The sequence below is a fragment of the Pedobacter sp. UC225_65 genome (assembly GCF_042698365.1).
Lineage (GTDB): Bacteria > Bacteroidota > Bacteroidia > Sphingobacteriales > Sphingobacteriaceae > Pedobacter.
Genome location: NZ_CP170550.1, coordinates 3,150,197 through 3,162,558 on the forward strand (window position 1 = coordinate 3,150,197; position 12,362 = coordinate 3,162,558).

Consider the following 12,362-nt stretch of genomic DNA (forward strand, 5'->3'; position numbering starts at 1 on the left):
GTAGAACTGGTGTTTTATTCCTTGGCTTTTCTGTTACAGCCTGTTTATTCGCCTGTAATAATCCAGTGCAAAACAACGATAAAAAAGAGAATGCCAAAGCAAAAGATACGTTACAAGCGTATGTTGATCGAGCGTTTGGCCATTTACGAAAAAGTTAAACTGACAACCAACCTTAATCAGCTAAGTGCCAGTGAAAGAAAAGTACTTCCTTTATTGATCCAGGCGGCCGCCATTATGGATGATTTGTTCTGGAAACAAGCTTATCCACAGCGCGATAGTTTAAAAAACACGCTTAAAGACGAACAGACCAAACAATTTATAGACATCAACTACGGCCCTTGGGACAGGTTGAATGGTGATAAACCTTTTGTAGCAGGCATTGGGCCAAAACCTGATGGGGGCACCTTTTATCCGGCAAACATGACCAAAGAAGCTTTGGAAAAATCTGATGTGAAGGACAAATTTGGCTTATACTCGGTGATCCGTACCGAAAAAGACAAATTGATTTCGGTTCCCTATCATGTGATCTATGCTGCAGAACTGCAAAAAGCCAGCAGCCTACTTAAACAGGCAGCCTTGTTGACCGACGATGCTGGGTTTAAAAAATACCTGAACCTTAGGGCCGATGCCTTGGTTACAGACAACTATACCGCAAGTGACTATGCTTGGTTAGACATGAAAACCAATGGCTTGGACATTATCATTGGTCCAATAGAAAATTACGAGGATAAATTGTTCAATGCCCGCGCTTCTTTTGAATCTTATGTATTGGTAAAAGACAAAGAATGGAGCAAACGTCTAGCAAAATATGTAAGCATGTTGCCAGAACTGCAAAAAGGATTGCCTGTTGCCGCAGCTTATAAAAAAGAGGTACCAGGTACTGATTCTGAACTCAATGCCTATGATGTGGTTTATTACGCTGGCGATTGTAATGCGGGTTCTAAAACAATTGCGGTAAACCTACCTAATGACGAGGTGATCCAACAGAAAAAGGGTACACGCCGCTCGCAGTTAAAAAATGCGATGAAGGCTAAGTTTGATAAAATCTTAGTTCCAATTTCAAAAGAACTGATTGATAAAGACCAACAACAATACATTAAATTCGATGCCTTTTTTGCCAATGTAATGTTCCACGAGGTTGCGCATGGTTTAGGAATCAAAAACACCATCAATGGCAAAGGGACTGTTCGATCTGCATTAAAAGAGCAATACTCTTGGTTAGAAGAAGGCAAAGCCGATATCCTTGGGTTGTACATGGTAACTGGCCTACTTAAAAAAGGCGAACTAACAGGCGACATCAAAGATTATTATACCACTTTTATGGCTGGTATTTTACGTTCTGTACGTTTTGGGGCATCTAGTGCGCATGGTAAGGCAAACATGCAATGTTTCAACTATTTTAAAGAAAATGGGGCTTTTGAGCGTACATCAAGTGGTACTTACCGCGTAAACTTCGACAAGTTTGCAAAAGCAATGGATGGATTGAGCAATGTCATTCTTACCCTTCAAGGAAATGGAGATAGGGCTGCCGTAGAGAAAACCCAAAAAGAAAAAGGGATTATCCAAGCAGAACTACAAGCCGACCTAGACCGTTTAAGTAAAAAAGGCATCCCTGTAGATGTGATTTTTGAGCAAGGTGTAGATGTTTTGGGAATGAAATAGAAAAAATATTCTTCCATATAAAAGCCTGTGCAAGTGATTTGTACAGGCTTTTTTTGATTCTAAAAGTTTCTTTAAAAGAAAAAAGCACAAATTTCTTGTAACCTTTTTTACCCTCTCATCGTCTATAAGAAAACAAACTAAAAAGGGGCTACCGCCTTTTACTAAACTTGAATTTTAAAGCGATGGAAAAAAATCTGCGTGCAGACGTAGTGGAATTTTTATGCCTTATTTTTTAACCCAAACGAAACAAACATATGAGAACTCTCTACTTATTATCACTTACTTTACTTTGCCTGCTAACAGGAGGTGCTGTTATTGCACAAGAAAAACCCACAACAATTGTCATCAATGGCGTTGTAATCGACGAACAGAACAAACCTGTAGATTATGCAACAGTTAGCCTTTTTAAAGCCACAGATTCTGTTTTGGTAAAAACTGCAGTTACCGACCCTAATGGAAAATTCCAGTTCCAGAACATCAACTCGGGCACTTATTTCATTAAAACCAATATGATGGGCTTTGTAGCCAACAGAACAAATCCTTTTAGTTTAAGCACAAGCAACTTAAATCATAACCTGCCAGACATTAAGCTCAAAGCGAATAGCAAAACATTAAATGCCATTAGTGTAACCGCTACAAAGCCGCTGATAGAACGTAGAACGGATAAATTGGTAATGAACGTAGAGAACAGCAGCATTGCTATCGGCTCTACGGCTTTAGAACTTTTACAAAAAGCACCTGGCGTAACGGTAGATCAAAACGATAAGATTTCAATGCAAGGCAAACAAGGTGTATTGATCTTACTAGATGGGAAACAGACCTATATGAGCAGTGCCGACGTGGCCAATCTGTTAAGAAATATGCAAAGCTCACAGATTGAAACGATTGAATTGATCACTAATCCTTCCTCTAAATACGATGCTTCTGGTAATTCTGGGATCATTAACATCAGAACAAAAAAGAGCAAAAATGGTGGCACCAACGGAAGCATCAATGCTACAGCAGGTTATGGTCAACATTTTAGAGGAAATACAGGTATCAACTTGAACCACAGAAACGAAAAATTAAATGTATTCGGAAATTATAACTATGGCAACATGGGAAGAGATAACCGTTTGGACATAGACCGTATCTCTAATGGAACTCCAGATACTTATTTTATGCAGACCGGAAAAAGCTACCGTAAAATGCAGAACAACAACTTTAAGGTTGGGGCAGACTTTTTCTTGAACAAAAACAACACCTTAGGCCTCTTGATCAATGGTTATTCGAACCACGGCACTGAAACCAGTGACAATTATACCAACATTGGTAAGTCGTTTCAGCAGGTAGATTCGATGTTGATCGCCAAAAGCCTACAGACCAACAAATACAATAACATGGCTTATAACCTTAACTATAAATCGATATTGGATACCGCAGGTTCTGAGCTTTCGGTAGACTTGGATTATTCGAAATATAGTGGTAACGATGGTTCAGACTACATTAATGATTACAGATATGCAAATGGTGGCATTAATCGCCCTATCAACTATACCAGAAATGCTACGCCTTCTAAAATAGATATCAAAGCATTTAAGGTAGATTATAATGTTTCACTCAGCAAAACTGTAAAACTAGAAGCGGGCCTAAAAAGCAGTTGGGTAAAAACCGATAACGACCTAAGGGCAGAAGAACTGATCAATGGCAATTGGCAAAATGATAGTCGTCGCAGTAACCAATTTGTATACGATGAAAATGTAAACGCTGCGTATGGAAGCATCAACAAACAGTTTAAAAGTACAAGCGTACAGCTAGGTTTAAGGGTTGAGCAGACCAATTCTACCGGAAACCTAATTACGACCAATAATGTGGTTAAAAGAAGCTATTGGGATTTCTTTCCAACCTTGTTTGTACAACAGACCCTTTCAGAAAACAACCAAGTTGGCTTCTCGTATAGCAGAAGGATAGATAGACCAAGTTACGATGCCTTAAATCCATTTATCTATTATCTTGACCAATATACCTACAACAAAGGAAATCCTTTCTTAAACCCACAATACACACACAATTTTGAGCTTTCTTATACCTTCATGCAGAAATATCTTTTGTCTGTAAACTATAGTCGCGTTAACGATGTAATTGCAGAGGTAATCTTGCCTGACGAGGCGCAAAAAGCCTTGTACCAGACCAATGCCAACATTGCAAAAAACGTAAGTTATGGCGCCAATCTGAATGTACCAGTTAAAATTGCCAAATGGTGGGAAATGAATAACAACCTGAATGTTTTCTACCTTAGTTTTGAAGCGCCTGATTTAGCAGGAAAAGCCTTAAAAACCGGAAAAACATCCTTCCAGTTTAAATCGCAACAGAGCTTTACCATTGCCCCAGGTTTTATGGGCGAGCTGAGCGGAAGTTATGAATCGCCATTAGATTATGGTTCACTGAGCCTTAAATCGCGTTATTACGTAGATATGGGACTAAGCAAATCTTTGAATAAAAAAGCGAGTGTAAAAGTAGCGGTAAGTGATATATTCAACCTCAATGAAACCAACTTAAGCAGTGCTTATCCTGGATTGAAATATGATGTTTATCAGAAAAATGATACCCGAATTGCGAGAGTGAGTTTCACTTATCGTTTCGGAAAAAATGAAATCAAACCTGCACGTCGCCGTTCAACAGGAACAGAAGCAGAACAAGGAAGGATGAAGAACTAGGTTAGGAAATCCTCATTTCTATACGCAACAGCGGGGCGGGAAATCACAACAAACACACATTTGAAGATTTCTCGCCCGAAATGATGGTCATGATCAACTCTTATTTACCGATATGGTTGCTCACGATCTCTTCTAATTCTTGGATATCAAAAGGTTTGGCTAAATAACTATCGGCTCCAGCCTTTTCTGCCAATAAACTTACATCGTTATTTGCCGAAAAATAAACCACCGGAATATGTTTCAGATCCGGATGGTTTTTAAGTTCCTGCGTAGCTTCGATACCGCCAACATCTGGCAGCCAATTGTCCATAAAAATGATATCTGGCATATAGGCCGATACCTGGTCTACAATGGCGTTTGAAGTTGCAGATGTTTTGATCTCGTAACCTGCATCTTCTAGAATCAGTGTACACAGTTCCAAGATATCTGTATTGTCATCAAAAATAAATACTTTCTTGTTCATTTATTGAGCGTTTAACTTAATGCGTTTATATAAGCTGCCATGTCTTCAATCTGTAGGACATGGTCTACATTGGCCCTACTTATGGCCTGTGCTGGCATATAATCTACCTGTGCAGAAGCGGGGTCTTGCACAGCAATCTCTCCTCCATAACTTTTTACGGTAATCAATCCATTTACACCATCGGCATTTGAACCCGACAGCAACAGACAAGCCAATTTATTGGTATAGACCTCGGCGGCCGATTGAAAGGTTACATCAATTGATGGCCTAGAATAATTTACCTTTTCCGAATAATCAAAGGAGAAGGTATGGTCTTTTTCAATCAATAAATGATAGTCTGAAGGCACTATATACACCGTTTGAGGTAAGATCATTTCCTTTTCTTCAATTTCTTTGACACGTAATCGTGTTTTTGAAGAAAGCAGGTCCGACAGCAAAGAATCTGTTCCCTGTTTACGGTGCACTACAATAATGATCGGAAAAGCAATGTCAATACTTACCGCAGGCAGTACTTTTAAAAGTACGTCCAAACTTCCGGCAGAGCCTCCAATAATAAATGCCTTACATCCTTTCATTAGCCAATTTTCCTCCAGATTTTTTCTGTCTCAAATCTTTTGTAACGTTTGCTTATTGGAGAAAAATCTGTGGTTTCTTTGGTGCCCAAAGCTAAATAACCCAGATTATCCAAACTATTGTCAAACAACTGCAGTACTTTAAATTGCAGGTCGCGATCAAAATAGATCAACACATTACGACATAAAATTAACTGAAACTCATTAAAAGAATGGTCTGAAACTAAATTATGTGTAGAAAAAATCATTTTTGCCTTTAGTTCATTGTCAAATTTTGCCAAAGAATAGTTTGCACTATAATAAGAAGAGAAGTCTTTTATCCCTCCTGATGTGATATAATTTTCTGAATACTGTTTCATCTGGCTTAATGGAAACATACCTTGTGCTGCTTTTTCTAATACTGTTGGGTTGATATCGGTAGCATAAATTAAGGATTTATTTAATAAGTTAAGCTCTTTTAAGATAATTGCCATCGAATATGCTTCTTCTCCAGTAGAACAGCCAGCCAACCAAATCCTGATAAAAGGATAGGTACCAAGGCTAGGCAGTACTTTGTCTCTAAGTGTTTTATAAAACCCAGGATCGCGGAACATTTCGGTTACGTTTACCGTGATCTGCTCTACAAAACGCTTAAAATAAAGCCCATCGTTGTTTATCTTATACCTAAACTCGGCAAAACTTACTTGCTTGTCCAATCCGTACAACCGAAGTAATCTCCTTTTTAAGGATGCCCTTGAATAACCTGTAAAATCATAACCATACTGCTCTAGTACATCGTTGATCAAGATTTCTACTTGCTCGTCGTTTATGGAACCTGAATGAGGCACTAGATGTAATTGTTTAATTGTGCTACCAACTCATCTACATTTACAGGTTTAGAGATATAACCCACAGCTCCCGCTTCGATACAACGTTCTTTGTCGCCAACCATGGCTTGAGCAGTAACCGCAATTACAGGTACCCTTTTCAGTTCAGGATGTGCTTTCATCTGTGTCATTGCCTGATAACCGTCCATATCCGGCATCATCATGTCCATCAGTACCACGGCCACATCTTTGTCATTTGCTAGAATATCGAAACCCTGTTGCGCACTACTGGCCGCCAAACAATCGTATTTTTTAGCTCTTAATACTGCTTTTAAAGCAAATATGTTTCTGCTATCGTCATCTATGATCAATATTTTTTTTGTTTTAACTTCCATAAATCTTTAAAACAATTTCTTAAACTTTATCGTATAACCAAACGCGCAACAATGAAACCAATTGATCTACATCAACTGGTTTGGAGATATAATCTGATGCTCCCGCAGCAATACATTTTTCGCGATCGCCCATCATTGCTTTTGCAGTAACAGCTAAGATTGGCAATTGTTTGTAGGCCTGCATGGTTCTTATGGTTCTTGTGGTTTCGTAACCATCCAATTCTGGCATCATCATATCCATCAATACCACATCAACTTTTGGGTTTTCTCCCAGCACCTTTAAGGCATCTTTACCATCTGTTGCTGGCAGTACTTTCATCTGATGCTGCTCCAAGGCTTTGGTCAAAGAAAAGATATTGCGTACATCATCGTCTGCAATGAGCACCACTTTGTCTTTTAAAACTTCATTTAAGCCGCCCAGATTGTCTCTTACCAATGCTTTAGGTTGTTTACCCTTTTCTTCTACCAAATGCAGGAACAAACCAGCCTCATCCAAGATGCGTTGGTAAGAATGCGCGGTTTTTAAAACGATAGAATCTGCATATTGTTTAATGCGGGTTTCTTCGCCTTTCGATAAGCTTTTGCCTGTAAAAATGATGATCGGCAGGTTTTCCAATCCATCACTTTTTTTGATGGTTTCCAAGGTATCGTAAGCTACCTTATCCGGCACGCCCATATCTAAGATCACACAGTCGATTTCTTTTTTCTTGAGCGCCTCAATGCTTTCTTCTACATTGCCTACCACTATGGTATGGATATTTGAATTGCTTAAGAAATAACTCAATGCCTTGGCATGTTGTTGGTTCTCCTCTACAATCAGTACTTTCTTAGGGTGTTTGCTCAAAGCATCTTCGAGTTTCTCGAAAATCTGTTTCATGTGCTCTAAAGCAACCGGCTTGTCGATAAAATCTACTGCGCCCTTTAAAAGGCTTTCGCGTTTCACCGAAAGTGACGACATGATATGTACGGGTATAGGCCTGGTATTTGGATTGGATTTAAGTTCTTCCATCACCTGCCATCCATCTTTAACAGGCAATTGGATATCTAATAAAATAGCCAATGGATTGTAACGGTTTGCCAATTCTATGCCTACATCGCCTCTAACTGCAACAATACCTTTGTAATTACGCTTACGTGTAAATTCTAACAGCATTTTTGCAAAAACGGTATCATCTTCAACAATCAAGATCACTTTGTCTCCTGATTTTATCGAAGCCCTATCATCTTCTACATCACCTGGAATATGCTCAACGGTAAAACGTTCTTCAGCTGGTGGAAATAGCTCTACAAAATGACTGGTTGTTTCTTTATGGGTTTGTTGCTCTTCTAAAAAGGCTTCATTGTCTGCAAAATTAATCGGAATAGTCAATGCAAACTCACTACCCACATGCTCTTCACTTTCTAAGCTGATGTTACCACCCAATAGTTTGGCCAGTTCTCTACTGATCGACAGACCTAAACCTGTGCCTCCAAATTTGCGTCTGGTAGAGCCATCTGCTTGTTGGAAGGCCTCGAATACCATGTGCATCTTGTCTTTGGCAATACCAATACCGGTATCCTTAACTTTAAAGGTGAGCGTCTTGTGCTTTTGATCTGCCGATAGCAACAAACTCACCTGGCCTTCCGTTGTAAATTTGAAAGCATTTGACAAAAGGTTTTTCAGGACCTGCTCCAACCTCATCTTATCAGTACTCATGCTGGCAGGCACATCTTTGGTAGATACAACCTTTAGTTCCAGGCCTTTGTCTTTGGCAATGGGGTTAAACAACGATTGCATATCCGTAATTACCTCTTCAACGGTTATATCGGCAACTTCCAAGCTCATTTTGCCTGCCTCGATCTTAGAAAGACCTAAGATTTCGTCGATCAGGCTCAAAAGGCCCTGCCCTGAGCTTTGGATAACCGAAGCATATTCGGTGTATTCTTTGTCCAATTCTTCGTTGTCGGCCATTAATTTAGACAACAACAGGATGGAGTTTAATGGGGTTCTCAACTCGTGCGACATGTTGGCCAAAAACTCCGATTTATAACGGGTACTTTGTTCCAGTTGTTCTGCTTTTTGTTGAATGTCGATATTGCGCTCTTGGATCAATAGGTTCTTCTCTTCCAATAAACTGGTTCTTTCTTCAAGCTCTTGGTTGCTCTGTAGCAGTTCTTCTTGTTGTACACGAAGTTCTTCTTCAGAGGCCTGTATCTTTTGTGTCTGTGCTTCCAGTTCGGCGTTTAATCCTTCCAGTTCGCTATGCTGTGCCTGTAGTTCTTCGGCCTGGGCTTGCGTTTCTTCTAAAAACTCCTGTAGTTTTTTACGGTTTTGTGCTACATGGATGGCAATACCGATGTTGTTTGAAATGCTATTCAAGAAATCCAATTTTCTTGGGGTATAGTTATTCAACGAAGCCAATTCTATCACTCCAACGATAAATCCATCTCTATGTAGCGGGAATGCCACTACATTTTTTGGCTTGGTTTGCCCGGTAGCATAGCTAATGGTGATTTCTCCTTCTGGAATTTCGTCCAATAAGATCAACTTATCAGATTGTAGACATTGTCCGATCAAACCTTCGCCCAAAGCTATCCTATGGCTTATCTCATTTGCTGCCAATGCATATCCGCCAGTGAGGTATAGGTGTTTATCTTCTTCTAAAATATATAATGCCGCCACATGACTCTTGGTATGCGCTACAATATGTACCAACATATCGTTGGCCAATGTTTTGATGTCTTTCTCTCCAACCATTTGGTCGTTAAGCTTGGCAATACCAGATTGGAGCCATTCTTTGTCTTCCAGTAAATTAAAGGAGTACTGTAATGATTCTGCCATGGCATTTAAAGAGCCCGCTAAGCTGCCCAATCCATCTTTTTGTACTTCATCTAACCTGATCTGGTAATCGCCACTAGAAATCTGACGGGCAATACCTTGGATCACCTCAATTCTACGTGCGGTATCGGCATTGATGTCTTCCAACTTTTGCTGCAGTTTAACTCTTTCATCAAAATCAAATGCAACTTTTCTATAGAAGAAGATGGTGATCAATAAAGACAGCACCGCGGCCAGAATAATCAATGCTGGCGTATAGCTAGAAAGGGCGTTCAGTTCAGTAGTACGAACAGTTAACAGCCGCTTTTCTTCATTCTGCATATCTTTGATGGTCAGTCTTATTTTATCCATATAGACCTTACCATCCAACATAACGGATTCAGAGACCGTACCATTTTTCATTTTCACATCAATGGTGTTTTCGATAATGGTCAATCTATTGTCCAATATCTCTTTCAGTTCTTCTAGTTTACGTTGTTGATAGGCATTGTCTTTGGTTTGGTCTTTTAATGCCGCATATAAAGAATTTACCTTTTCTTTTGTGCCTATATAAGGCTCTAGAAAGACCTTATTACCTGTTAAAAGATAGCCTCTTTGTCCTGTTTCTGCATCTTTTAGGGTAGAAATGGTGTTATCCAGGTTGCCCATTACACTATTGCTGTGTGCAACCAGATCCGCACTATCTATCAAATTCCTAATACTCATGTAGGAAGCGAGCGAACTGATGATCAGGATGATCAATGATAAACCTAAGCCCAGGCGTAGGTTACTTTTTAGGGATAATTTCATTAAGGAGTAATTTTTATATCATTAAACTTCAGTTTTTAAACCTATAGGCATTGTAAAATAAAATTCTGAGCCTTCTCCATAAGTACTGTTTACGCCAATTTCTCCACCATGCCTCCTGATGATCTCGGCAGAAATATAGAGCCCAATTCCTAAACCTTGGAAACGTTGTGAGGTTTCTTCTACACGATAAAACTTATCGAAAACATGATTCAATTGTTCTGGCAACATGCCAATTCCATAATCTTTAACCGTAAGGTGAAGTTGGTCGTTTTCTACTTTTATACCAAGTAGGATTTCGTTGGTGCCGGGAGAATATTTGATGGCATTGGTCAGAAAGTTAACTACTACCTGTTCAATACGCATCTCATCGCCATAGTCTCGCAATCTGCTTTGCCGTTTTTATGGATCTTAAATTCTGGATTGGATTGGTGCATCACCTCGATCACATTATCCAATAGACAATCTATAGAGAAGTTCTGTTTGTTGAATTTGAGTTTACCACTTTCTATCTTAGAAATATCCAGTAGATCGGCAATAAGGCTATTTAGCTTTTCTAGTTGAACCTGTGCTTTGCCCAAGTGTTTTTTTACCGTCTCGGCATCTCCTTTACTGATGCTTCTTTCTAACAACTGCACATAACCTTTTACACTGGTCAATGGCGTTTTTAATTCGTGACTGGCAATACTGATAAATTCATCCTTTTTGCGTTCTGCTTCTTTCCGAAATTCAATTTCTTCGAGCAGTGTCTTTTGCATTTCATTGAGCTTTCTGTTCTGCTCGTAAATGCGATAGAATGTTTTGACCTTCAACAAGAGGATATTCATATCAACCGGTTTGGTGATATAATCCAAGCCTCCAGACGAATAACCTTTTGCAATAAACATAAACTCCGTATTTGCAGCCGATAAGAAGATAATGGCCGTTTCTTTGGCTTTGCTGTATCCCGAAATAGCTTCTGCTACCTCAAAACCATCCATGCCAGGCATCTGTACATCTAGTATGATGAGTACATAAGAATTTTTTAATACCTTTTTTAAAGCTTCTTCACCAGAAGATGCTGTGTCTACCTCAAAATTGTGTTTTTCGAGTACCTTTTTTAAAGAAATCAGGTTCTCTGGCGTATCATCTACAATAAGATCATTCCCAAAAATAGTTAAAGCTTGGCTACATTTATCATTTAGTTTATAGGCAATTTTAGGTAGCAAAACCGCTATAAGAAATGAAAACAAATATAGTTGGGAATTGTTTTAAAAAAAGTAAAAAAATAGGTGTTCTTACAACTTCTTGGCATTAAAGGTATCGCCCTGTTTGATGTCGCCGGTTTCAAAACCCTTTTTAAACCAATACATTCTTTGTGCCGAGGTGCCATGGGTAAATGCATCTGGTACAACTTCGCCTTGCGCCTGTTTTTGTAGCTTATCATCACCAATGGCATTGGCAGCATTGAGGGCCTCGTCTATATCTCCGGCATCGAGCCTGAAATCTTTGAGGTTCTGCGCACGGTTGGCCCATAAGCCTGCATAAAAATCGGCCTGTAGTTCGAGCATTACAGACAAGCGGTTGTATTCTACTTCACTTAAGCGCTCCCTGGCCTCTTGCATTTTTGCCGAGGTACCTAATAGGTTTTGTACATGGTGACCTACTTCGTGGGCAATGACATAAGCTTGTGCAAAATCGCCTGCAGCGCCGAAACGGTCTTTAAGTTCGTTATAAAAAGAAAGGTCGATGTAAACTTTGTGGTCTCCGGGGCAATAAAACGGTCCAACTGCGGCACTGGCCCCACCACATGCAGATTGCACCTCGCCAGTAAACAGCCTTAATTTTGGTTGTTCATATTGCAAACCCATTTCCCTAAATTGAGCATCCCAAACCTGTTCTGTAGATTCTAAAACTCCAGATACAAATTGTGCTTGTGGATCATTTGCAGGCACTCCATTTTTAACTGGTCCCTGCTCAACAGCAGGCATCTGGCTTACCAGACCCGTTAGGTCTTTGCCAAACAACAGGCCAACAATAACAATAATGATCCAATACCGCCACCAAAGGCAACACGACCACCGCCTCCGCCGCCTCTACCATCTTCTACATTATTACTTCCTTTTCCGAACCACTGCATAATTTTGAGCTTTATATTTTAAAGATGGAAAGACAATTCTTATAC

The 12,362-nt window shown here is 39.6% G+C and carries 11 protein-coding genes; 2 read left to right on the forward strand and 9 right to left on the reverse strand.

Annotated elements, in window-relative coordinates:
* The first annotated feature begins 90 nt into the window (after positions 1-90).
* A complete protein-coding gene (locus ACFJIZ_RS16525) occupies positions 91-1,662 on the forward strand; it encodes a Zn-dependent hydrolase (protein ID WP_379086427.1) in 1,572 nt (523 codons plus the stop codon).
* A gap of 254 nt (positions 1,663-1,916) precedes the next feature.
* Positions 1,917-4,358, forward strand: coding sequence for a TonB-dependent receptor domain-containing protein (locus ACFJIZ_RS16530; protein WP_379086430.1), 2,442 nt, complete (start codon positions 1,917-1,919; stop codon positions 4,356-4,358).
* Between the two features lie 100 nt (positions 4,359-4,458).
* On the opposite strand, the gene ACFJIZ_RS16535 is transcribed toward ACFJIZ_RS16530, so the two are convergent.
* The 9 genes from ACFJIZ_RS16535 to ACFJIZ_RS16575 all read right to left on the reverse strand — a co-directional run bounded on the left by ACFJIZ_RS16535 (position 4,459) and on the right by ACFJIZ_RS16575 (position 12,317).
* Positions 4,459-4,821, reverse strand: coding sequence for a response regulator (locus ACFJIZ_RS16535; protein WP_379086433.1), 363 nt, complete (start codon positions 4,819-4,821; stop codon positions 4,459-4,461).
* Between the two features lie 11 nt (positions 4,822-4,832).
* On the reverse strand, positions 4,833-5,396 hold the full coding sequence (locus tag ACFJIZ_RS16540) for a chemotaxis protein CheB (RefSeq protein ID WP_379086435.1): 564 nt from the start codon (positions 5,394-5,396) through the stop codon (positions 4,833-4,835).
* On the reverse strand, positions 5,396-6,220 hold the full coding sequence (locus ACFJIZ_RS16545) for a CheR family methyltransferase (protein WP_379086438.1): 825 nt from the start codon (positions 6,218-6,220) through the stop codon (positions 5,396-5,398). The genes ACFJIZ_RS16540 and ACFJIZ_RS16545 overlap by 1 nt, the downstream gene beginning before the upstream one ends.
* Positions 6,220-6,594, reverse strand: a complete 375-nt coding sequence (locus tag ACFJIZ_RS16550; RefSeq protein WP_379086440.1) for a two-component system response regulator — start codon at positions 6,592-6,594, stop codon at positions 6,220-6,222. The genes ACFJIZ_RS16545 and ACFJIZ_RS16550 overlap by 1 nt, the downstream gene beginning before the upstream one ends.
* A 19-nt stretch (positions 6,595-6,613) precedes the next feature.
* Entirely contained in the window at positions 6,614-10,201 is a 3,588-nt protein-coding gene (locus ACFJIZ_RS16555; RefSeq protein ID WP_379086443.1) for a response regulator, read from the reverse strand.
* A 21-nt stretch (positions 10,202-10,222) separates the two neighbouring features.
* Positions 10,223-10,585, reverse strand: a complete 363-nt coding sequence (locus ACFJIZ_RS16560) for a sensor histidine kinase (RefSeq protein ID WP_379086446.1) — start codon at positions 10,583-10,585, stop codon at positions 10,223-10,225.
* Entirely contained in the window at positions 10,546-11,406 is an 861-nt protein-coding gene (locus tag ACFJIZ_RS16565) for a response regulator (protein ID WP_379086449.1), read from the reverse strand. Before ACFJIZ_RS16565 ends, ACFJIZ_RS16560 begins: the two co-directional genes overlap by 40 nt.
* Before the next feature lie 69 nt (positions 11,407-11,475).
* Positions 11,476-12,204 (reverse strand): neutral zinc metallopeptidase, encoded by a 729-nt coding sequence (locus ACFJIZ_RS16570; protein WP_379086451.1) that lies wholly within the window; start codon positions 12,202-12,204, stop codon positions 11,476-11,478.
* On the reverse strand, positions 12,186-12,317 hold the full coding sequence (locus ACFJIZ_RS16575; protein WP_379086453.1) for a hypothetical protein: 132 nt from the start codon (positions 12,315-12,317) through the stop codon (positions 12,186-12,188). The genes ACFJIZ_RS16570 and ACFJIZ_RS16575 overlap by 19 nt, the downstream gene beginning before the upstream one ends.
* Between the last annotated feature and the right edge of the window lie 45 nt (positions 12,318-12,362).

Bases quoted from the DNA above. Each gene is read 5' to 3' on its own strand.
- ACFJIZ_RS16525 (WP_379086427.1), top strand. From the start codon at position 91: ATGCCAAAGCAAAAGATACGTTACAAGCGTATGTTGATCGAGCGTTTG.
- ACFJIZ_RS16530 (WP_379086430.1), top strand. From the start codon at position 1,917: ATGAGAACTCTCTACTTATTATCACTTACTTTACTTTGCCTGCTAACA.
- ACFJIZ_RS16535 (WP_379086433.1), bottom strand. From the start codon at position 4,821: ATGAACAAGAAAGTATTTATTTTTGATGACAATACAGATATCTTGGAA.
- ACFJIZ_RS16540 (WP_379086435.1), bottom strand. From the start codon at position 5,396: ATGAAAGGATGTAAGGCATTTATTATTGGAGGCTCTGCCGGAAGTTTG.
- ACFJIZ_RS16550 (WP_379086440.1), bottom strand. From the start codon at position 6,594: ATGGAAGTTAAAACAAAAAAAATATTGATCATAGATGACGATAGCAGA.
- ACFJIZ_RS16555 (WP_379086443.1), bottom strand. From the start codon at position 10,201: ATGAAATTATCCCTAAAAAGTAACCTACGCCTGGGCTTAGGTTTATCA.
- ACFJIZ_RS16575 (WP_379086453.1), bottom strand. From the start codon at position 12,317: ATGCAGTGGTTCGGAAAAGGAAGTAATAATGTAGAAGATGGTAGAGGC.